Consider the following 21718-nt stretch of genomic DNA (forward strand, 5'->3'; position numbering starts at 1 on the left):
GAGGGTTGAGCGACGAATGAACGCGACCATCGCCTACATCACCTTCCGCGGAATGCTGGGCCGCAGGCGGGCACTGCTGCTGTTCATGCTGCCGGCCGTCCTGCTGCTCCTGGCCGTCGCCCTGCGGATCACCGGCAACAACGACCTGAACATCTCCACCATCGTGCTGCAGCGGTTCGCGCTCACGACTTTGCTGCCGCTGCTCGCGCTGATCGCCGGTACGGGCGTCATCGCTCCGGAGATCGACGACGGCCAGATCATGTACATCCTGACCAAGCCGATCCCGCGGCCGGTCATCCTCTTGACCAAGCTGGCCGTGGCGATCGCACTCGTGGTCGCCTTCGCGGTCGTACCGACGCTCGTGGCGGGGCTGATCCTCACCGGCGGCACCGCCGGGCTGGCCGCGGGGTTCACAGTGGGGACGCTGGTCGGCGGGGTGGCCTACTGCGCCGTGTTCGTGGTGCTGGCGGTGGCCAGCCGCAACGCGGTCACGATCGGCCTGCTGTACGCCCTCGTCTGGGAGACGCTGATCGGCAACTTCGCCCCCGGCGCCCGGTCACTGTCGATCCAGCAGTGGTCGCTGTCGGTGACCGATGCCGTCAGCTCGGCGAGCACGGTCACCTCCGAGGTGGCGTTCGGCCTCGCCGCCGTGCTGCTCGTGGTCGTCTCGGTGCTCGGCGCCACGTTGGCGGCCGTACGCCTGCGCACTCTGTCGGTCGCCAGCGCCGAGTGACACGGCGCTCCCGAGGTTCGCCGCGCTGGTCACAGCGGCTATGGTGGCCGCCATGTGCGGAATCGTTGGGTACGTGGGAGCGAAGCCCGCCATCGAGGTCGTCGTCGACGGGCTGGCCAGGCTGGAGTACCGGGGGTACGACTCCGCCGGTGTGGCGGTCCTGACCGGTGGCGCGCTGAAGACCGTGAAGCGGGCCGGCAAGCTCGCGAACCTGCGCGAGGCGCTGGCCTCCGAGGTCACGTCCGCGCCGTCCGAGGCGGTGGCAGAGGGCGGCACGCTGGGCCTCGGGCACACCCGCTGGGCCACCCACGGGCAGCCGAACGACCGCAACGCGCACCCGCACACCGACTGCTCGGCGGCGATCGCGGTCGTGCACAACGGGATCATCGAGAACTTCGCCTCACTGCGCGCGGAGCTGGAGGAACGTGGCCACGAGCTGGCCTCGGACACCGACACCGAGGTGGTCGCGCACCTGCTGGAAGAGCAGATCACGGGCTCCGGCGGGCTGACCGAGGCGATGCGCCGCGTCTGCCGCCGGCTCGAGGGCGCCTTCACCCTGGTGGCCGCGCACGCCGCCGAACCCGATGTCGTCGTGGGCGCGCGCCGCAACTCACCGCTGGTCGTGGGCCGCGGCGACGGGGAGAACTTCCTCGCCAGCGATGTCGCCGCCTTCATCGCGCACACCCGCGACGCGATCGAGCTGGGTCAGGACCAGGTCGTCGAGCTCCGCCGCGACGAGGTCACGGTGACCGGTTTCGACGGCAAGCCGGTCCCCGTGCGCGAGTACCACGTCGACTGGGACGTGTCCGCCGCCGAGAAGGGCGGCTACGACTACTTCATGCTCAAGGAGATCGCCGAGCAGCCGCGTGCGGTGGCCGACACCCTGCTCGGCCGTGTCGGCGTGGACGGCCGGCTCACCCTCGATGAGATGCGCCTGTCCGACGACGAGCTCCGCGACGTCGACAAGATCATCATTGTCGCCTGCGGAACGGCCTATCACGCCGGAATGATCGCCAAGTACGCCATCGAGCACTGGGCACAGCTGCCCTGCGAGGTCGAGCTGGCGAGCGAGTTCCGGTACCGGGACTCCATCCTGACCCGTAGCACGCTCGTCATCGCGATCTCGCAGTCCGGCGAGACGATGGACACGCTCATGGCGCTGCGGCACGCGAGAGAGCAGCGGGCCCGGGTACTCGGCATCTGCAACGTCAACGGCTCGACCATCCCGCGCGAGTGCGACGGCGTGCTCTACACCCACGCCGGCCCCGAGATCGCGGTCGCCTCGACCAAGGCGTTCCTCACGCAGCTGGTCGCCGTCTACCTCGTCGCGCTTTACCTCGCCCAGGTCCGCGGCACCAAGTGGGGCGACGAGGTGTTCGCCATGGTCCAGCTCCTCTCCTCCATGCCGGACAAGGTGGACAAGGTCCTCGAGACCATGGAGCCGGTACGGGTGCTGGCCCGTTCGCTCGCCGACGAGCGGTGCGTGCTCTTCCTCGGCCGGCACGTGGGGTATCCGGTGGCGATGGAGGGTGCGTTGAAGCTCAAGGAGCTGGCGTACATGCACGCCGAGGGATTCGCCGCGGGCGAACTGAAGCACGGGCCGATCGCCCTGATCGAGGAGGGCCTTCCGGTCGTCGTCGTGGTGCCGCCGCGCGCCCGGCGGGTCCTGCACGACAAGATCGTCTCGAACATCCAGGAGATCCGCGCCAGGGGCGCCCGGACGATCGTGATCGCCGAGGAGGGTGACGAGTCGGTGGTCCCGTACGCGGACACGCTGCTCAGGGTGCCCGCCGTCCCGACCCTGCTGCAACCGCTGGTCGCCACGGTGCCTCTGCAGGTCTTCGCCTGTGAGCTGGCCACCGCCAAGGGACACGACGTCGACCAGCCCCGCAACCTCGCGAAGTCGGTCACGGTCGAATAGCGGCCGACCGGCGGCCGAGGTCGGGTGGCGGCCGGCGGCCGAGCGCGAAAGTGGCCCCTCCCGGACATCGGGCGGGGCCACCGCGGCCGGCGCGAATATATAGAACCGGCGCTCTGCCGGTGAACATAGATCCGTATCAGGTCGGATCTCCTGTGGGCAGAGCCCGGGCAGGTCTGACGTCCACCAACTCGGAGCGGGCTGGCGGGACCGGCCAACTGTAGCCCGTGCGAAGGGGGCGATCGGTACGAGTTGGCCCGATTGACAGGTGATTTTTGCGCCGGCCCGGGCACCCCGCCGGCGAGCGGATCCGGGCGTGGCACCCTGGACGGGTGATCGTGGGTGTGGGGATCGACGTGGTGGACCTCGTCCGGTTCGAGAAGTCGCTGGAGCGTACGGCCGGGCTGCGGACCAGGCTGTTCACCGAGGCGGAGCGGGGGCTGCCGGTCAGGTCGCTGGCCGCGCGGTTCGCCGCCAAGGAGGCCCTGGCCAAGGCCCTGGGCGCGCCCAGGGGGCTGCTGTGGACCGACGCCGAGGTCCGCCGCGAAGACGACGGCCGGCCCAGCCTGCACGTCGCCGGGACGGTGGCCGCGGCGGCGCGCGCCCGCGGCGTGACCCACTGGCATATCTCCCTCAGCCACGACGCCGGCGTCGCCACGGCGGTCGTCGTCGCGGAGGCCCGAGCCGACGAGACCCCCGAGCGGAGCGAGTGATGAGACACGCGCACGAGGTCGGCAAGGTACGGGAGGCCGAGCAGGCCCTGATGGCCGCGCTGCCCGAGGGCGAGCTCATGCGGCGCGCGGCCAGGGGGCTGGCGGCCGTCTGTGCCCCGATACCGCCCCGCGCGTACGGCTCGCGGGTCGTGCTGCTCGTCGGCAGCGGCGACAACGGCGGTGACACGCTGTTCGCCGGCGCGTGGCTGGCGCGGCGCGGCGCGGGCGTCGAGGCGATCCTGGCCGGCTCGAAGACGCACGAGCAGGGCCTGCGTGCGCTACGGGCGGCCGGTGGGCGGGTGACCGCCGACGAGGCCGTCATCGACGCCGCCGATCTGGTGATCGACGGCCTGGTCGGCATCGGCGGGCACGGCGGGCTGCGGGAGCCGTACGCCCGGCTGGCCGAGCGGACGGCGGCGAGCGCCGCCGTCGTGGTGGCCTGCGACGTGCCGAGCGGTGTCGACGCGAGCACGGGCGAGGTCGAAGGCGTGGCGATCACCGCCGACGTGACCGTGACGTTCGGCACGTACAAGCCGGGCCTGTTCGTCGACCCCGGCGCCCGGTACGCCGGAGTGGTGGAACTGATCGATATCGGGCTCGGGCCGCGTCTGCCGGAACCCGACGTGGTGGCGCCGCACTCGGAGGACATCCGGCCGCCGCGGCCGTCCCCCGAGTCCGACAAGTACCGCCGTGGCGTGCTGGGCTTGATCGCCGGAAGTGAGCAGTTCACCGGTGCCGCCGTGCTCGCCGCGGGCGGGGCCGTCCGCGGCGGGGCCGGGATGGTGCGCTTCGCCTCCGTGCGCCCGGCCGTCGACCTCGTCCGGCAGCGGTGGCCCGAGACGGTCACCACGGTGCTCGAGGCCGGCGACGTGGCGGACGTGGGTTCCTTGGTGGGACGGGTGCAGGCGTGGGTGGTCGGCCCCGGGATCGGCACGGACGAGCGGGCCGAGGCCCTGGTCGCCGCCGCCCTCGGCAGTGATCTGCCGGTGCTGGTGGACGCCGACGGTCTCACGGTGCTGGCCCGGCGTCGTGATCTGCTGCGCCGTACGGCCCCGACCGTGCTCACCCCGCACGCCGGTGAACTGGCCCGCCTCATCGGGGCCGACCGCGAGGCGATCGAGGCGCGGCGGCTGGAGCATGTCCGCGAGGCCGCGGCCGAGCTCTCCGCGATCGTCCTGCTCAAGGGGTCGACCACCCTGGTCGCGCAGACCGGCCGGCCGGTGCACGTCAATCCGACCGGTACCCCGTGGCTGGCCACGGCCGGTACCGGTGACGTGCTGTCCGGGCTGACCGGCGCGTTCCTCGCGAGCGGCATGCCCCCGCTCGACGCGGCCACCGCGGGTGCGTACCTGCATGGCCTCGCCGCCCGCTTCGCCGTCGCGCCCCATGATCGGCCCGGAGAGGGCCAGGCTCCGATCAGCGCGTACGACGTCATCACCGCACTGCCCAGGGCATTTCGTACCCTGTCTGGAGACACGACGTGGGCAGGCCCCGGATAAGCAGTGATCATGGTGGGAGAATCGGCAGACTTGGCAGACGTGACGAGTCCGGCTCAGGCGAGCATCGATCTTCGTGCCATCCGCGACAACATCGCGCTCCTGCGCGACCGCGCGGGCGGCGCGGACGTGATGGCGATGGTGAAGGCGGAGGCCTACGGCCACGGCATGGAGGAGGCCGCGCTGGCCGCGCTGGCCGGCGGCGCGACCTGGCTCGGCGTCGCCAAGCTGGCCGAGGGCCTGCGGCTGCGCGCGTCGGTGCCGCAGGTGCCGATCATGGTCTGCCTCGGCGTGCCCGGCGAGCCGTACGACCGGGCGATCGGCGCGGACCTGGACCTGACGGCGGGGACGGTGTGGCTGGTCGACGAGATCGCCGCCGCGGCCCGCACGGCGGGCCGGACGGCGCGAGTGCACCTGAAGGCCGACACCGGGATGTCGAGGGGCGGGGCCGGCCCGGCCGACTGGCCGGCCGTCATCGCGGCCGCGCTGGCCGCGCAGGCCGACGGGCTCATTCGCGTCGTCGGCCTCTACTCCCACCTCGCCTGCGCCGACGAGCCGGGCGACCCGTCGATCCCGCTGCAGCTCGGCGCGTTCAAGGAGGCCGTCGAGCTGGCCGAGAACGCGGGCCTGCGGCCGGACGTGCGGCATCTGGCCAACTCGGCCGCCATCCTGACCCTGCCCGAGGCCAGGTACGACCTCGTACGGCCCGGTATCGCGGCGTACGGGCTGAGCCCGGTCCCGCGGCTCGGCGGCTTCGGGCTCAGACCGGCGATGTCGCTCACCGCCGCCGTGGCCGCCGTCAAGCGTGCCCCGGCGGGCAGCGGGGTGTCGTACGGCCACACCTACGTCACCGAGCGCGAGACCACGCTCGCACTGGTGCCGGCGGGTTACGGCGACGGGGTACCCAGGCACGGATCCAACCTGCTCGAGGTGCTGGCGGGCGGCGCGCGGCGGCGCATCGCCGGGCGCGTCTGCATGGACCAGTTCGTGATCGACATGGCCGACGACCAGATCTCGCCCGGCGACGAGGTGATCTTGTTCGGGCCCGGCGACCACGGCGAGCTGACGGCGCAGGACTGGGCGGACGCCATCGGCACGATCTCGTATGAGATCGTCACCCGCATCGGGTCCCGGGTGCCGCGGCGGTACGAGCCGCTGGATCCCGGACCGCTGGATCCCGGGCGGTGAGAGTGGAGCGCATGGACGGCCAGAACAGGCGGCGGATGAGCCGGCGGATGGGCATCGTCGGCGTCGTGGCGGGCCTCGGCGCGGCCGGCGTCGGCGTCGCGGTGGGCGCCCGGAAGATCGCGGTCGGCCGGGTGCGGCTGCGTCCGGACCCCGACGCTCACGAACCGTTCGGACGGCTGCGCGGGAAACCGGTCAAGGTGCTGGCCGACGACGGCGTTCCGTTGCACGTTGAGATCGACGGCCAGGACGACGCGCCGCTCACCGTCGTGTTCTGCCACGGCTACGCGCTGAACCAGGACGCCTGGCACTACCAGCGGCGCGATCTGCCGGGCGTCCGGACGGTCTTCTGGGACCAGCGCAGTCACGGCCGGTCCGGCCGCAGCAAGCCCACCCACGCGACCATCGACCAGACCGGCGCGGACCTCTACGCGGTGCTGCGGGCCACGGTCCGCCCGGGTGATCCCGTGGTGCTCGTCGGGCACTCGATGGGCGGCATGTCCATCATGGCGCTGGCCGACCGGCATCCCGACCTGTTCGGGGACCAGGTCCTGGGCGTCGCATTGATCAATACCTCCGGCGGCGGGCTGTCCGAGATCACTCTCGGCCTGCCGCTCGTGGTCGCCAAGCTGGTGCGGCCGCTCACGCCCGGGCTCGTGCGCAACCTGGGCCGGCGGGCCGAGATCGTGGACCGCACCCGCCGCGTCGGCGCCGACATCGCCTTCATGCTGATCCGCCGCATGGGCTTCGCGGACAAGAACGTGAGCCCCACCGTCGTCGACTTCGTCGAGGAGATGATCCGCGCCACCCCGATCGACGTGATCGCGGAGTTCTACCCGGGCTTCATGACCCACGACCGGCTCGGGTCCCTGGCCGTGGTCGGCCGGGTGCCGGCGCTGGTGCTGGCGGGCGGCGACGACCGGCTCACCTCGGCGGCGCAGGGCCACGCGATCGCCGAAGCGATCAAGGGCGCCGAGATGATCGAGGTGCCCGAGGCGGGCCACCTGCTGCCGCTGGAGTATCCCGGCATCGTCACCCGTGCGCTGCGCCAGCTGATCGCCCGGGTCCATCCGCGATCCGAGGAGCGCTCGGCGTGAATTTGGTCATACCCACCGCCGAGGCCATGCGGGACCTCGGGCTGCGCCTCGCCGGCGTCCTACGGGCCGGCGACCTGCTGGTGCTGTCCGGCGATCTCGGGGCCGGCAAGACCACGCTGACCCAGGGCATCGGTGAGGGGCTGAAGGTACGCGGCCCGATCACCTCGCCCACTTTCGTCATCGCCAGGGTCCACCCGTCGCTGTGCGGCGGGCCGCCGCTCGTCCACGCCGACGCCTACCGGCTCGGCGGTTTCGTGGAACTCGACGATCTCGACCTCGACGCCACCGTCGAGGAATCGGTCACCGTCGTCGAGTGGGGCGAGGGCCTGGCGGAAGGGCTCGCCGACGCCCGCCTGGAGATCAACATCTCTCGTGCCGACGCGGCCTCGGAGGGGCGTGCCGTCCGCCTGCGGGGGACCGGAGACCGTTGGGTAGATCTGGGCGGTTTCCGGTAAAGCGGAAGTGTGGGTATTTTTTCGGTCAACGAGGACGATGAGGTTATAGGAATGTGACGTACTGTTCTGCGCACACATGTACCTCTCCTCCAGGAGGGAGTGCCCCGGATGAATGGAAGCCATCGGATGCCGGACGGCCGGCCCGAGCGCCGAGGCATGGCCTTCGTACTGGCCGGTGCCACAGTGGGAGTCATCGTGTGCGCCGGCCTGGCGGCGTTCGTGCTCAACCGGGTCACGTCGCGTGATCCGGAGAACGGCCTGGCCTCCCGGGACATGACCGTGCAGAGCTCCTCGGTGCCGGCGGGCGCCGACCGCCAGGCGGTCCCCGACGCCTGCGAGCTGCTCCCGGACGACCTCACCCGCGACCTCGTGCCCGAGGCCGACCGCACCCAGACCGACACGTTCGCGGCGACCGACGCGCACAACCAGTGCGTGTGGAGCCGGTTCGGCGACCAGCGGCGGCGCCAGCTGACCGTCGAGCTGAGAGCCGTCGCCGCGGCGGGCGACCAGCCGGCGAGCGAAGTGGCGAGCGCCATGCTGGCCGCCGAGCGCGCGGCCGACGAAGCGGGCAAGGGTCTGCCCTCGGGGCAGAAGGTCTCGGTCAAGCGCGGCGTCGACAAGATCGGCGACGGGGGCTACCTGACCTACAGCGTGCAGGCGACCCAGCGGCGGGGCGAGGCCGTCGTCAACGTCCGATCGGGGAACGTACTGATCACCGTGCACTACGCGGGAGGCGACAGCGCCAAGAGGCCGCTGCCGGCGGACCGGGCGATCGACGGGGCGCTGCGAGCCGCCGAGGACACCGTCAACGCCCTCGCGACCCGCTGACCGACCTGGCCCGGCCGAGGGGCGGGCCGCCGCCCCGACCGCGTGCTGGCACTAAGCTGTGACTCCGTGCTGGTCTTGGCTTTTGACACCGCCACCGCCGCGGTCACCGTCGCCTTGTACGAATGGGCCCCCGGCGAGGCGATTCGCATGCGCGCGTGCATGGAGACCGTCGACCGGCGCCGCCACGCCGAACTGCTCGCTCCGTCGATCGCCGCGGTGCTGGCCGAGGCGGGGGCGGCCTCGGCCGATCTCAGCGCCGTGGCCGTGGGCGTCGGCCCCGGCCCCTACACCGGGCTGCGGGTGGGGCTCGTCACCGCCTACGCACTCGGCGACACGCTGCGGGTCCCGGTGCACGGGGTGTGCACGCTCGACGCGATCGCCTGGGCCTCCGGGCGCGAGGAGCCGTTCGTCGTGGCGACCGACGCCCGTCGCAAGGAGGTCTACTGGGCGAGGTACGAGTCGGCACGGGTCCGGGTGACCGAGCCGGCCGTCGGCCCGCCCGCCGACGCGGCCGCGCCCGGCCTTCCCGTGATCGGCGAGGGAGCCGACCTGTATCCCGAGGTGCTGCACGTGGCGGGTGATCCAGCGCCGCTGCTGCCATCGGCCACGGCGGTCGCCGAACTCGCGGTCACCCGCCTGTCCGGCGGCGCGGGCCCGCCGCTGCTGCCGCCGGAGCCTCTCTATCTCCGCCGGCCCGACGCCCGAGAGCCCGGGCCCCGCAAGAAGGTCACCCCGGCATGATCGGTACGGGACCCGAGCCCGCCTCCATCCGGGAGATGACGCCCGACGACCTGCCGGTCGTACAGCGGCTCGAAGCGCTGCTCTACCCCGACGACGCCTGGTCCACGGAGATGTTCCGCAGCGAGCTCGCCGACCAGGCGGGGACCCGGCACTACGTCGTCGCCGTGGCTCCGCCGGAGTCCTCCCCGCCGGCCGCCGGTGCGACCGAAGAGATCGTCGGTTATGCCGGCCTCGCGGCGGCGGGCGGCCAGGGCGACGTGCAGACCATCGGGGTCAGGAGCGACCGGCGGGGGCGCGGCATCGGCGCCGCACTGCTCACCGCACTGCTCGACGAGGCCGCGCGCCGCGACTGCGAAGTGGTCTTCCTGGAGGTCCGGGCCGATAATGAAGCCGCGCGCAAGCTGTACGAACGCTTCGGATTCACCGAGATCAGCGTACGAAAGCGGTACTACCAGCCGTCGGGGGTGGACGCGATCGTGATGTGCCGTCAGAGCACTCCGCCGCGCAAGCGCACGACCGGGTTCGGGCCGGTGGGAGGCGCTGATGAGTGACGAGCCGCTGGTCCTCGGGATCGAGACCTCCTGTGACGAGACAGGGGTCGGGATCGTACGCGGGCACACGCTGCTGGGCGACGCGATCGCCTCGAGCGTCGACGAGCACGCCCGGTTCGGCGGGGTCGTGCCCGAGGTCGCCTCGCGGGCGCACCTCGAGGCGATGACCCCGACCGTGTCCCGGGCGCTGGCCAAGGCCGGGGTGGCGTTCGAGGACGTCGACGCGATCGCCGTGACGGCCGGCCCGGGGCTGGCCGGTGCCCTGCTCGTCGGGGTGGCCGCCGCGAAGGCCTACGCCCTCGCGCTCGGCAAGCCGCTCTACGGGGTCAACCACCTGGCCGCCCACGTGGCCGTCGATCAGCTCGAACACGGGCCGCTGCCGAAACCGTCGGTGGCGCTGCTGGTCTCCGGCGGGCATTCGTCGCTGTTGCTGGTACCGGACGTCGCGACGGACGTACGGACGCTCGGTTCGACCGTCGACGACGCGGCGGGCGAGGCGTTCGACAAGGTGGCCCGGGTGCTCGGCCTGGGCTTCCCCGGCGGCCCGCACATCGACCGGGCGGCGCGTTCGGGCGCCCCGGACGCCATGGCGTTCCCCCGCGGGAAGTACGACGACGGTACCTACGACTTCTCCTTCTCGGGGCTCAAGACCGCCGTGGCCCGGTGGGTCGAGGCACGCGAGCGCGCCGGCGAGCCGGTGCCCGTCGCCGATGTGGCCGCCTCGTTCCAGGAGGCCGTCGTCGACGTCCTGACCAGGAAGGCCCTGACGGTCTGCCGCGAGAACGGGGTGGCCGACCTGCTGATCGGCGGCGGGGTCGCGGCGAACTCGCGGCTGCGGGCGATGGCGCAGGAGCGCTGTGCCGCCGCCGGAGTCCGGTTGCGGGTGCCGCGCCCGGCGCTGTGCACCGACAACGGCGCCATGGTCGCGGCACTGGGCGCGGAACTGGTCGCCGCCGGGGCCTTCCCCTCGGCACTCGACGTGCCCGCCGACTCGTCTCTGCCGATCACCACCGTGACGGTCTGAGCCGGCCGATTGGCCCGCGCTCAGCGATGCGCGGGGGTGCCCAGCTGGGCCAGCAGCGCCTTGAGGTAGTCCTCGAGCAGCGGGACGTCGGCCTCGAGCACCGGTGAGCCGCCGCCCGGCAGCAGGTCGACGACACAGCGCAGGTCCCAGTAGGGGTCGTGCTCGTACCCGCCGCACACCTGGTCGAAGTCGGCGGTGAACCGGTCGGCGGCGGCGATTCCGTAGCGCAGCCCCAGATTGCACCGCATGTGCGCGATGTCGACCGCGATCGGGCCGTACGACGCCCTGTCCCAGTCGACCACGCCGGTGAGCCGCCCGGACGACCAGAGCGTGTTGTCCGGCTCGTAGTCACGGTGGATGAAGCGGGGCGCCGCCTCGGGCGGGGGCCCGCTCACGACCTCGAAGGCGCGTTCCCACAGCCATGGGCGGGTGGCGTGCCGCGGCGGAGTCTGGACGGTGAGGCGGTTGTGGGGGGTATACGGCGGCATGGTCGGGGCGCCCTCGAGCGCGTGCACCGGCAGCAGTGCCGCGGCCAGCTGGATCAGGTACTCCGGCAGGTCGCCGGACGCCGGCCTGGGCGCGTGGCCCGGGAGCCTGGTGATCAACAGGGCGGGGGCGTCGCAGTAGGCCCCGGACGGATCGGCCGCGACGAGCGACGGCGTGGGGAGCCGGCAGCCGGCGAGCAGAGCGAGCGCGGCGATCTCACGCTCTGGGGAGAACTCGAGATCGGTGAGGCTCCACTCCCGGCGCGCCCACCGGCGCAGGACGAACCGGTGGGCGGTGCCGGCCCGGCTCTCCACGAGCAGCGCGTGGTTCACGTGGGCGAGGCCGCCGACCAGCGGCCGGACCAGTTTCACCCTGCTGCCCGTGCCCAGGCACTCTTCGATCCAGCGCAATGTCGCGGCGGTCGGGGGACGGCTGGGGTCGGACGGCTGTGGATGCGGCACGACACCCATCAAAACGGGTTCCGGCCGGTATCGGGAGTGATTTTATGAAAGCCGAAGGTAACAACTTGCACGTCAGCGGCCTGATCATGACCGGGCGGGCCGTGCCCCCTGCGGCTCGGGCGGGGGCACGGCCGCGGCCTACTCCTTGCCCTCCCTGCGGGGCCGCAAAAGCGCCTCGGCGAGCGCCAGCATGGTCTCCTCGAGCGTTGTCAGCCGCTTGAGGACGTCCTCGTGGACGGCCGTCATCCGCTTGCTGACGTCGTCGTGCACCGAGTCGACCTTCCGGCCGACCTGATCCTGCACGCCGTCGAGCCGCCTGCTCACCTCGTCCTGCATGGAGTCGTTCCTCTTGGCGAACTCCTCGTGGACGCCCTCGACCCGCTTGGTGACGTCCTCGTGGATCCCGTCGACCTGCTTGGTCACGTTCTCGTGGATTCCGTAGATGCGCTTGGTGACGTCCTCGTGGATGCCGCCCACCTGCTTGGCGATCTCGTTGTGCACCGACTCGACCTGCTTGGTGACATCGGTGTGCGCCGACTCGACCCGGCGAGACACGATGTCGACCTGCGTGGTGAACTCCTCGAGCGCCGACTCCACCTTCCTCGTGACGTCGTCCTGGATGCCCTCGACGCGCTTGCGCACGTCCTCGTGCACGCTCTCGAACCGGCGGGAGAACTCGTCCATGCGCCTGGTGACGTCCCCGTACGCGGATTCGGCGATCTTGGACATCATGTCCTTGACCTCGTCCCGGTCGGGACGGGCCCGCAGCTCGTCGATGAGCGGGTCGACCGCCTCGGTGAGCCGCTTCTCCAGCGCGTCGAAGCGGTCGCCGTGGTCGGCGTAGGGCCGTTTCACCAGTTCGGTCAGCTTGCGGTGCAGCTCGCCGATCTCGAGCGCGGCGGGCAGCTGGCCGATGCGCTGGCTGACGGAGTCGAGCCGGCCCGTGACGCCTTCGAGCTTGCCGTCCAGCCCGTCGAACCGGCCCGACAGCCCCTCGAGCCGCCCGTCGATCCCGTCCAGGCTGCCGTCAACGCCGTCGAGGCGGCCGCTGACCCCCTCGACCCGGCCGCTGACGGCGTCGAGGCCCTGCTCGATCCGCTCGCCCATCTCGCCCAGCGACTGATCGACCCTGGTGGCGACGCCGGTGATGGAGTGGTCGAGCTTCTCCGTGCGGTGCCCCAGCTCGGCCAGCGACTTGTCGAGCCGGTTGAAGCGTACGGAGGCGGCCTCCATGCTGCCCTGCAGCTTGTCCAGCCGCTTGCCCATGTCCTCCATGCGCTGCGTCGCCTGCTGCGTGGCGTCGACGAGATGCTGCGCCGAGTCGATGACCGACTGCAGCCGGGACAGCCCCTCGTCGACGTTCTCGGCGACGACCCCGACGTCGGCCCACAGTGCGGGCAGCTCCGCCACGGGTTTGACCCGCTCACCGACGGCCTCGATGTGCTCGGCGAGTCCCTCCGCCCATTCCGGCGGCTTGGCGGAGAGCTCGTCGACCTGACCCCGTACGCTGTCCAGCTGGCCGGTCAGGCCGCTGAGCTCGCGCTCCCGGACCTCGCGGAGCAGCCACTCCATGCCTTCGAGCCGCTGGCGTATCTCGTCCAGCACATGACCCTGTGAGCGCTGTTCGTACACGTTGTCCTGCGCCGCACGGGCGAGCAACTCCCGCATCCGGTCAGAGACCGGCTGACCCCCCGTCTGCAGGAAGTTGTGATTCGTTTCCACCCGACGCTCCTTCGTGTGCCGACCGCGAAAAAGGCGGCGGCATTGAATCGTGAAAAGCTCACTGTAGTGCGTGAACAGAGTGCGCATAAGCGGGAGGGGAAAACGCGGTAAGATCCGCGCGGAATAGGAACGTTATCCCAGTGGGGCGATATGCCGGTCGCTGTCCAGGTGGAGGGTAATTGGTCGATTTCCCCTCGGTGTCGAGCGGATCCGGTTCATCCTCGCCGGTGCCGGCCCTCGTAGGCCTGCCTGTGGTAGCCGTTGGCCGAGGTTCCCCCCGGCGAGGGCGCCGCGTGCATCGCGTGCCCGGTGCCGCCCGCGTCGATGAGGCGGGCGAGCCCGGCCTCGGTGACGAACACTCCCCTGCAGGTGGCGCACTGCTCGACCAGGATGCCGCTCCGCCGGAAGCTCGCCATTCCAGCGTGGCACTTGGGGCAGTGCAAGGCCACCTCCGCCATCGTTGATCCCCATTCATCTGCACGTCTTGGACACCTATCCGTCTCGTGCGCCTCGGATGCGACGTTGCCGCCGTTCGGTGATCCTAGTGAGAGTGGCAGCGGTAAAGGCGGAGGATTTGCTCGGCCATGGTGCGTTGCCCGTCATGACTTGGCGTTTCCCGAGCCATCGAGATCATTGTCGAACAAACGACATCGCCATATAGAATAAGATCTTGCGGGACGGGGAAGTCCATATATGCGAGCAGACAAATGATCAATGGCCTACGTGCGCGCGGAGCCGCGAGCGGGCCGATGGTGGCTGGACTGAGGAGCGCGCGGAGCGAGGAACGAGCGAGCACGCGACGAGGGAAGCCGCCATCTTCAAGGCCCGCGAGCCGCCGAGCGAAGCGAGGCAGGGCAACAGGGAACGAGCGAGCACGCGACGAGGGAAGCCGCCATCTTCAAGGCCCGCGAGCCGCCGAGCAAGCGAGGCCATGAACAGGGCCATGGGCAGAGTTCACCGGCGGTTCGGCGGGGGCCGTGTTGACTGGCCCGGGGGCACGGCATACTGTTCCCACTGGCACTCTCGACGTGAGAGTGCCAACAGCGACGAGGCCGGGCTGGCACCCGCGACGACAGGCCGACCAGGGTCGCCTCTCTATAAACGTGCGGCTGGTCCATCCGGCCAGCCGAGGATCACAATCGAAGGGGAGGTCAGATCGTGACGACCGCCACCAAGGTTGTTCTCAAGCCGCTCGAGGACCGCATCGTGGTTCAGCCGCTTGAGGCCGAGCAGACCACCGCGTCGGGCCTGGTCATTCCAGACACCGCCAAGGAGAAGCCCCAGGAGGGCACTGTCCTTGCGGTCGGCCCGGGCCGGTGGGACGACGAGGGCAAGAAGCGCATTCCGCTCGATGTCGCGGTGGGCGACATCGTGCTCTACAGCAAGTACGGCGGCACCGAGGTGAAGTACAACAACGAGGAGTACCTCGTGCTCTCGGCTCGCGACGTACTCGCGGTCATCGAGAAGTAATCACGCCAGACGTGATGCATCCGCCCCGGTCGTCCCGTGAGGGGTGGCCGGGGCGGACGTGTGTTGTGACGGACGCGCGGTAGTGCGTCCGGGTAGATCGAGAGGACTTTCATGACGAAGATCCTGGAGTTCGAAGAGGACGCGCGCCGCGCTCTGGAGCGCGGCGTCAACGCCCTCGCGGACGCTGTGAAGGTGACGATCGGCCCGCGCGGCCGCAACGTCGTCATCGACAAGAAGTTCGGCGCGCCCACCATCACCAACGACGGTGTGACGATCGCCCGTGAGGTCGAGCTGGAGAACCCGTACGAGAACCTGGGTGCTCAGCTGGCCAAGGAGGTCGCCACCAAGACCAATGACATCGCGGGTGACGGCACCACCACCGCCACCGTGCTGGCGCAGGCGCTCGTGCGTGAGGGTCTGCGCAACGTCGCCGCCGGCGCGTCGCCGCTGTCGCTCAAGCGGGGCATCGACACGGCCGCGACGTACGTCTCCGACCAGCTGCTGAAGATCGCACGCGAGGTCGAGGAGAAGGGCGAGATCGCGCACGTCGCGACCATCTCCGCCCAGGACGGCCAGATCGGCGAGCTGATCGCCGAGGCGTTCGAGAAGGTCGGCAAGGACGGTGTCATCACCGTCGAAGAGGCCCACACCATGGGTCTGGAGCTGGAGTTCACCGAGGGCCTCCAGTTCGACAAGGGCTACCTGTCGCCGCACATGGTGACCGACGCCGAGCGCATGGAGGCGGTCCTCGAGGACGCCTACGTGCTGATCGTCGAAGGCAAGATCAGTAACGTCACCGAGTTCCTCCCACTGGCCGAGAAGGTCGCGCAGAGCAAGAAGCCGCTGCTGGTCGTGGCCGAGGACGTCGAGGGCGAGGCGCTGGCCCTGCTGGTCGCCAACAAGATCCGCGGCACCTTCCTCAGCGTCGCGGTCAAGGCCCCCGGGTTCGGCGACCGCCGCAAGGCGATGCTCGGCGACATGGCCGCCCTCACCGGTGGCCAGGTCGTCAGCGAGTCGATCGGCCTCAAGCTCGACAGCGTGGGCCTCGACGTGCTCGGCAACGCCCGGCGCATCACCGTCACCAAGGACACGACGACCATCGTCGACGGCGCCGGTGACCAGGACGACATCGCCGGCCGGATCGCCCAGATCAAGGTCGAGATCGAGAACAGCGACTCCGACTGGGACCGCGAGAAGCTGCAGGAGCGGCTGGCCAAGCTGTCCGGCGGCGTGTGCGTGCTGCGCGTCGGCGCCGCGACCGAGGTGGAGCTCAAGGAGAAGAAGCACCGCCTCGAGGACGCCATCTCCGCGACCCGCGCGGCCATCGAGGAGGGCATCGTCGCCGGTGGCGGCAGCGCTCTCGTGCACGTCGCCAAGGAGGGCTTCGACGCCCTCGGGCTGTCCGGCGACGAGGCCACCGGAGCCGAGGCGCTCCGCCGCGCTCTCGGCGAGCCGGCCCGCTGGATCGCCGAGAACGCGGGTCAGGAGGGCTACGTCGTCGTCGCCAAGGTCCGCGACCTGCCGACCGGGCACGGCTACAACGCCGCCACCGGTGAGTACGGCGACCTGGTCGCCCAGGGCGTCATCGACCCGGTGAAGGTCACGCGTTCCGCGGTGACCAACGCCGCCTCCATCGCCGGCATGCTCCTCACCACCGAGGTCCTCGTGGTGGAGAAGCCCGCCGAGGAGGAGTCCCCGGCCGGTGGCGGTCACGGTCACGGCCACGGTCACTGAGTCCGTCACCGCCCGGTCGCCCGGGCGTTCTGAGGCCCCCGCCGTCCATGGGCGGGGGCCTCGCTTTTCGTCATGCGCCCGCTTTTCGTTATCCGATCGTTGCAGTCGATCGGTCGGCCCTCCGTACATCCGGCTACTGATCCGGTACGAACCGTAGTTTTCGCACGATCAGCGGAGCACTGTGACCATTCCGTTGTAAGCAACAGTGGAGACACGCCCGACATCGCTGGGCATCATGCTCTACGTGACCGAGGGAGCGATCGCAGGGCCCACGCCACCCCGCGCCGTTGAGAGGGCGCGAGCGGTGCGCCGGGCGAGATCTGACGAAGGCGACCTCAAGGAATTGACGACCCTCGCCGTGCAGGGGGATCCGGGCGCCATCGAGCTACTGATCGGTGAGGTCCGCCCGATGATCGTCCGGTACTGCCGAGCCCGGCTCGGGCGGGTGTCCGGTCACTACCACATCGCGGACGACGTGGCTCAGGAGGTCTGCATCGCGGTCCTGTCCGCGCTGCCCCGCTACCGGGACATGGGCCGTCCGTTCGCGTCCTTCGTCTTCGGCATCGCCTCACACAAGATCGCGGATGCGCTGCGCAGCGCCATCCGGGCTGCCGTGCCCACCGAGGACCTGCCGGACGGGCCCGACGAGCGGCCGGGGCCCGAAGAGACCGTGGTGCGCTACACCGAGGCCGAACGGGCCAAGAACCTGCTGAACCGCCTGCCGGACCACCAGCGCGAGTTGGTGATGCTCAGGGTGGTGGCCGGATTGTCGGCCGAGGAGACCGGTAATGTTCTCGGCATGTCGGCCGGAGCGGTACGCGTCGCGCAGCACAGGGCTCTCACCAGGCTCCGGGCCATGGCGAACGAGGAGTCGGCTTGACCAGGCGTCATGGGCGGCCGGGCGCCATACCGCCGAACGGACCCACGGCTCCGCTGTCGATCAGCGCGATCCGCGATACCGACGCCGTCGTCGACGCCCTGGCGGCACGTGTCTTCGCCACGGCCGGCTCCCCGGGCGCCGTGGGCTCCCCGGGCGCCGCGGCACCTGACGGCGGCGATCCGGCGGTCCGGCTGCTCCAGTCGCTGATCCTCGACGTCGACCAAGTCGCGCCCGTCCCGGCCGCGAACGGAGCGCCCGCACCGTCCGCCGCACCGGTGTCCGCACCGGCGCCGCAGGGGCGGTCGCGCAGGCGCGGAGCGCGGACCGTCATGGCGCTCGGGATCTCCACCGCCGTGTTCGGCACGACCGGCGTGGCGGCCGCCAGCGGTGAGCTCGGAAGGACGTTCGAACGATCGATCGGGGTGCACCAGCCGTCCGGCCAGGCGCACAAGAGCTCTCCCGGCCAGGCCGAGGGCACGGGCCGGCCCGTGGTGCGGTTCCCCGTGCGCCCGGCCGATCCGGCCCCGTCGGGCACGTCGGGCACGTCGATACGCGGTGGACCCGAGCGCGCGTCCCGGGATGCCGGGCGCTGGCGGGTGACCGACCACTCCCCACCGCGCGCCGCAGCCGCTCCTGAGCGGAGCGGGGACCACATCACGGGCGGCGACCAATCAACGCCGGATCCCGATCAGGTCCCGGGCCGGACGCCCGGCGAGATCGCCGAAACGCCGACCGGGCCGGACCCGGGCACCACGCCCAGCCCCAGTCCTCGTCGGGACGACGACGCGACCTCGGCTCCCACCGTCGGCCCCTCCACCGTTCCGGCCGGAGCGGGCGACGGGGACCGCGCCGCCGCTGACCCGTGTGAGGGGCGCCCGCCGAAGACGAGCGCGCAGCCGGAAGCGCCCGGGTCGTGCTGAGCGGCCGACCGGTCGTGCTGAGCGGCTAGGGGGTTCCGCGGCCTTCCTCGCTGTCGATCACGCCGTCGACATAGCCGCGGGCGTAGTCCCAGCTGACGTAGTCGACCGGGTCGGGGGACAGCGCCGGCTCGTGCACGCGGGGCAGTCCCTGGTCGAGGAGATGGCGAAGGTTGCCGTGCAGCAGTTCCCAGTCGATGTAGTGGGTCTTGCCGCAGTCGTCGCAGTCGACGGTGAGACCACGAACGCCCAGGGGTTCGAGCAACGCCCGGAACACCTCGAGATCGGCCAGATCGGCCAGCACGTCCTCGCGCTCCGCGACGCTCAGTGGAGCGATCTCATCACCGGGGTCGCTGAGCCCGGCCGCCGGATCATTAGGGTCTCCGGCGAACGGATCGGGCGGGGCGTCGTCGTGCACACCCCCACGCTACTGCGCTGCACCCGGCCCAGGGCAACACCCGGCCACCCCTGGACGCGGCGGCGCCGCGATACCCGCCGCCTCGGGAGGCCGGCACGCGGCCGGCCGCGTCCCGGGGCTTCCCACGGGGCGGCGCGGTGAACCGCCTACGATGTAGGGGAGCGCCGTGACCTGGCCGGACGCCCGCGATCAGCCCGAGGAAGGTTGCCATGAACCCCGCCGCAGAGCCCGCGAAGTTCGCCATGCAGGGCCTGACCTTTGACGATGTGCTCCTCCTGCCGGCCTATTCGGACCTGCAGCCCGGCGACGCGAACACCTCCACCCGCCTCACCCGGGGGATCACCCTGCGCATTCCGCTGGTGTCGTCGGCCATGGACACCGTGACGGAGGCCAGGATGGCCATCGCGATGGCGCGGCAGGGCGGCGTCGGGGTCCTGCACCGCAACCTCGCCATCGACGAGCAGGCCCAGCAGGCGGACATGGTCAAACGGTCCGAGGCCGGCATGATCACAAATCCGGTGACCTGTTCGCCGCTCGCCACTCTCGCCGACGTCGAGGACCTCTGCCGCCGCTACCGGATCTCCGGGGTGCCCGTCGTGGACGAGCAGGGCATCCTGCTCGGCATCGTTACGAACCGCGACACCCGGTTCGAGACCGACCAGGCTCGGCCGGTACGTGAGGTCATGACCCCTATGCCGCTGGTCACCGCTCGGGTGGACGTGTCCCGTGACGAGGCGTTCCGGCTGCTGGCCGAGAACAAGATCGAGAAGCTTCCGCTGATCGACGGCCAGGACCGTCTCCGCGGATTGATCACCGTCAAGGACTTCACCAAGAGCGAGCAGTACCCCGACTCGACCAAGGACGCCGACGGCCGGCTGGTCGTCGGGGCCGCGGTCGGTGTGGGCGAGGACGGCGTCCGGCGGGCGCAGGCGCTCATCGAGGCGGGTGTCGACGTCATCGTCGTCGACACCGCGCACGGGCACTCCAAGGGGGTCGTCGACACGATCGGCAAGATCAAGGCCAACTCCCGGGTGGAGGTCGTCGGCGGCAACGTCGCGACCTACGCCGGAGCCAAGGCACTGATCGACGCGGGTGTGGACGCGATCAAGGTGGGTGTCGGGCCGGGCTCCATCTGCACGACCCGTGTCGTGTCCGGTGTCGGCGTGCCCCAGGTGACCGCGATCTACGAGGCCGCCCGTGCGGCCCGGGCCGCCGGTGTCCCGGTGATCGGCGACGGTGGGTTGCAGTACTCCGGCGACATCGCCAAGGCCATCGCGGCCGGCGCCGACACCGTGATGCTCGGCAGCCTGCTCGCCGGGGTCGAGGAGAGTCCCGGTGAACTGATCTTCGTACACGGCAAACAGTACAAGTCGTACCGGGGCATGGGCTCGCTCGGCGCCATGCGCAACCGCGAGCGCGGCCGGTCCTACTCCAAGGACCGCTACTCCCAGGCCGACGTCGACGCCGAGGAGAAGCTCATTCCCGAGGGCGTCGAGGGTCAGGTGCCCTACCGGGGCCCGCTGTCCAACGTCGCCCACCAGCTCGTCGGGGGCCTCCGGCAGGCGATGTGGTACGCCGGGACCCGTACGATCGCGGAGTTGCAGGACAGCGGAACGCTCATGCAGATCACGATGGCCGGGTTGAAGGAGAGCCATCCGCACGACGTTCAGATGGTCATCGAAGCCCCCAATTACCAGGGTAGATAGGAACCGGCAGAGTGGCTGAGGTCGAAATCGGGCGGGGTAAGAGCGGCCGGCGGGCATACGCGTTCGACGAGATCGGCATCGTGCCGTCGCGTCGCACACGCGACCCCGAGGAGGTCAGCGTCGCGTGGCAGATCGACGCCTATCGCTTCGAGATGCCCCTGGTGGTCGCGCCGATGGACAGTGTGGTCAGCCCGGCCACGGCGATCGCCGTGGGGAAGCTGGGCGGGCTCGCGGTGCTCGACCTCGAGGGCCTGTGGACCCGCTATGAGAACCCCGAGCCGCTGCTCGCCGAGATCGCGGGTCTCGACGAGGTGCGGGCGACCCGGCGGCTGCAGGAGGTCTACGGCGAGCCCATCAAGGCAGAGCTGATCGGCCGCAGGATCCAGGAGGTCCGGGACGCCGGTGTGACGGTCGCCGCCCGCCTGTCGCCGCAGCGCACGGCCCAGTACCACAAGACCGTCATCGACGCGGGCGTGGACCTCTTCGTGATCCGTGGCACCACGGTGAGCGCCGAGCACGTGTCGGGACGGGCCGAGCCGCTCAATCTCAAGCAGTTCATCTACGACCTCGACGTACCGGTGATCGTGGGCGGCTGCGCCACCTACACGGCGGCGCTGCACCTCATGCGCACGGGCGCGGCCGGCGTGCTCGTCGGCTTCGGCGGCGGGTCCGGGCACACCACCCGTACGGTCCTCGGCGTGGCGGTGCCCATGGCGACGGCGGTCGCCGACGTGGCGGCGGCCCGCCGGGACTACCTCGACGAGTCGGGCGGCCGCTATGTCCACGTGATCGCCGACGGCGCGATGACCAACAGCGGCGACATCGCCAAGGCCTTCGCCTGCGGCTCCGACGCCGTCATGATCGGCTCGCCGTTCGCCCGGTCGACCGAGGCCCCGGGCCGCGGCTACCACTGGGGCAGCGAGGCGCACCACGGTGAGGTGCCGCGCGGCGCGCGGGTGAACCTCGGCAGCATCGGCAGCATGGAGCAGATCCTGTACGGCCCCTCGCACGTCGCCGACGGTTCCATGAACCTCATCGGCGCGCTGCGCCGCGCGATGGCCACCGCCGGCTACTCGGACCTGAAGGAGTTCCAGCGGGTTCAGGTCGTGGTCGCGCCGCATTAAAGGGGTGTATGTCAGTGTCACCCTGGGGTGTGGTGCAAGTCTCGTGAGGCCACGTCCTA

Annotated in this window: 21 protein-coding genes; 17 read left to right on the top strand and 4 right to left on the bottom strand. The window is 71.0% G+C overall.

The features are described from left to right. Positions 1-16: 16 nt before the first annotated feature. The 11 genes from HKK74_RS03575 to tsaD all read left to right on the top strand — a co-directional run bounded on the left by HKK74_RS03575 (position 17) and on the right by tsaD (position 10741). The gene (locus HKK74_RS03575) at positions 17-733 is read left to right on the top strand and encodes an ABC transporter permease (RefSeq protein WP_187241600.1); all 717 of its coding nucleotides are present in this window, start codon (positions 17-19) and stop codon (positions 731-733) included. 52 nt (positions 734-785) lie between these two features. Further along, positions 786-2654: a glutamine--fructose-6-phosphate transaminase (isomerizing) gene (gene glmS / locus HKK74_RS03580; RefSeq protein WP_187241601.1), complete on the top strand. Its 1869-nt coding sequence runs from the start codon at positions 786-788 to the stop codon at positions 2652-2654. Between the two features lie 329 nt (positions 2655-2983). After that, positions 2984-3364 carry a holo-ACP synthase gene (locus tag HKK74_RS03585; protein ID WP_187241602.1) on the top strand — a complete coding sequence of 127 codons (381 nt, stop codon included), beginning with the start codon at positions 2984-2986 and terminating at the stop codon, positions 3362-3364. Further along, positions 3364-4863: an NAD(P)H-hydrate dehydratase gene (locus tag HKK74_RS03590; protein ID WP_187241603.1), complete on the top strand. Its 1500-nt coding sequence runs from the start codon at positions 3364-3366 to the stop codon at positions 4861-4863. Before HKK74_RS03585 ends, HKK74_RS03590 begins: the two co-directional genes overlap by 1 nt. Positions 4864-4902: 39 nt before the next feature. Then, positions 4903-6048, top strand: a complete 1146-nt coding sequence (alr, locus tag HKK74_RS03595) for an alanine racemase (RefSeq protein ID WP_187241604.1) — start codon at positions 4903-4905, stop codon at positions 6046-6048. An 11-nt stretch (positions 6049-6059) separates the two neighbouring features. Further along, positions 6060-7142 carry an alpha/beta fold hydrolase gene (locus HKK74_RS03600; protein ID WP_187241605.1) on the top strand — a complete coding sequence of 361 codons (1083 nt, stop codon included), beginning with the start codon at positions 6060-6062 and terminating at the stop codon, positions 7140-7142. Then, positions 7139-7597, top strand: coding sequence for a tRNA (adenosine(37)-N6)-threonylcarbamoyltransferase complex ATPase subunit type 1 TsaE (tsaE, locus tag HKK74_RS03605; RefSeq protein ID WP_312881214.1), 459 nt, complete (start codon positions 7139-7141; stop codon positions 7595-7597). The genes HKK74_RS03600 and tsaE overlap by 4 nt, the downstream gene beginning before the upstream one ends. 108 nt (positions 7598-7705) lie before the next feature. Next, on the top strand, positions 7706-8425 hold the full coding sequence (locus tag HKK74_RS03610; RefSeq protein WP_187241606.1) for a hypothetical protein: 720 nt from the start codon (positions 7706-7708) through the stop codon (positions 8423-8425). A gap of 66 nt (positions 8426-8491) precedes the next feature. Then, positions 8492-9166, top strand: coding sequence for a tRNA (adenosine(37)-N6)-threonylcarbamoyltransferase complex dimerization subunit type 1 TsaB (gene tsaB / locus HKK74_RS03615; protein WP_187241607.1), 675 nt, complete (start codon positions 8492-8494; stop codon positions 9164-9166). Continuing rightward, positions 9163-9717: a ribosomal protein S18-alanine N-acetyltransferase gene (gene rimI, locus HKK74_RS03620; RefSeq protein WP_246491168.1), complete on the top strand. Its 555-nt coding sequence runs from the start codon at positions 9163-9165 to the stop codon at positions 9715-9717. Before tsaB ends, rimI begins: the two co-directional genes overlap by 4 nt. Beyond that, the gene (gene tsaD, locus HKK74_RS03625) at positions 9710-10741 is read left to right on the top strand and encodes a tRNA (adenosine(37)-N6)-threonylcarbamoyltransferase complex transferase subunit TsaD (RefSeq protein ID WP_187241608.1); all 1032 of its coding nucleotides are present in this window, start codon (positions 9710-9712) and stop codon (positions 10739-10741) included. The genes rimI and tsaD overlap by 8 nt, the downstream gene beginning before the upstream one ends. Positions 10742-10761: 20 nt before the next feature. On the opposite strand, the gene HKK74_RS03630 is transcribed toward tsaD, so the two are convergent. From HKK74_RS03630 to HKK74_RS03640, 3 genes are all read right to left on the bottom strand, one after another. Then, positions 10762-11688: a phosphotransferase family protein gene (locus HKK74_RS03630; RefSeq protein ID WP_312881215.1), complete on the bottom strand. Its 927-nt coding sequence runs from the start codon at positions 11686-11688 to the stop codon at positions 10762-10764. Between the two features lie 138 nt (positions 11689-11826). Continuing rightward, positions 11827-13410, bottom strand: coding sequence for a hypothetical protein (locus HKK74_RS03635; protein ID WP_312881216.1), 1584 nt, complete (start codon positions 13408-13410; stop codon positions 11827-11829). Positions 13411-13625: 215 nt separating this feature from the next. Beyond that, on the bottom strand, positions 13626-13868 hold the full coding sequence (locus HKK74_RS03640; protein WP_187241610.1) for a TFIIB-type zinc ribbon-containing protein: 243 nt from the start codon (positions 13866-13868) through the stop codon (positions 13626-13628). Positions 13869-14568: 700 nt separating this feature from the next. On the opposite strand from HKK74_RS03640, the gene groES reads away from it, so the two are divergent. The 4 genes from groES (at position 14569) to HKK74_RS03660 (ending at position 18414) form a co-directional block, all read left to right on the top strand. Beyond that, positions 14569-14880: a co-chaperone GroES gene (gene groES / locus HKK74_RS03645; protein ID WP_425544376.1), complete on the top strand. Its 312-nt coding sequence runs from the start codon at positions 14569-14571 to the stop codon at positions 14878-14880. A 111-nt stretch (positions 14881-14991) separates the two neighbouring features. Continuing rightward, a complete protein-coding gene (gene groL / locus HKK74_RS03650) occupies positions 14992-16614 on the top strand; it encodes a chaperonin GroEL (RefSeq protein WP_187241611.1) in 1623 nt (540 codons plus the stop codon). 235 nt (positions 16615-16849) lie between these two features. Further along, positions 16850-17494, top strand: coding sequence for a sigma-70 family RNA polymerase sigma factor (locus HKK74_RS03655; protein ID WP_187241941.1), 645 nt, complete (start codon positions 16850-16852; stop codon positions 17492-17494). Next, on the top strand, positions 17491-18414 hold the full coding sequence (locus HKK74_RS03660; RefSeq protein ID WP_187241612.1) for a hypothetical protein: 924 nt from the start codon (positions 17491-17493) through the stop codon (positions 18412-18414). Before HKK74_RS03655 ends, HKK74_RS03660 begins: the two co-directional genes overlap by 4 nt. Positions 18415-18439: 25 nt before the next feature. Here HKK74_RS03660 and HKK74_RS03665 read toward each other — a convergent pair whose 3' ends face one another. Next, positions 18440-18829 carry a DUF5319 domain-containing protein gene (locus HKK74_RS03665; RefSeq protein WP_187241613.1) on the bottom strand — a complete coding sequence of 130 codons (390 nt, stop codon included), beginning with the start codon at positions 18827-18829 and terminating at the stop codon, positions 18440-18442. A gap of 209 nt (positions 18830-19038) precedes the next feature. Between HKK74_RS03665 and guaB the strand changes: the two genes are divergently transcribed. Next, positions 19039-20535, top strand: coding sequence for an IMP dehydrogenase (gene guaB / locus HKK74_RS03670; RefSeq protein WP_187241614.1), 1497 nt, complete (start codon positions 19039-19041; stop codon positions 20533-20535). Between the two features lie 11 nt (positions 20536-20546). Beyond that, positions 20547-21659 carry a GuaB3 family IMP dehydrogenase-related protein gene (locus HKK74_RS03675; protein ID WP_187241615.1) on the top strand — a complete coding sequence of 371 codons (1113 nt, stop codon included), beginning with the start codon at positions 20547-20549 and terminating at the stop codon, positions 21657-21659. Positions 21660-21718 lie beyond the last annotated feature (59 nt).

The organism is Actinomadura alba (genome assembly GCF_014323705.1).
GTDB classification, from domain to species: domain Bacteria; phylum Actinomycetota; class Actinomycetes; order Streptosporangiales; family Streptosporangiaceae; genus Actinomadura_C; species Actinomadura_C alba.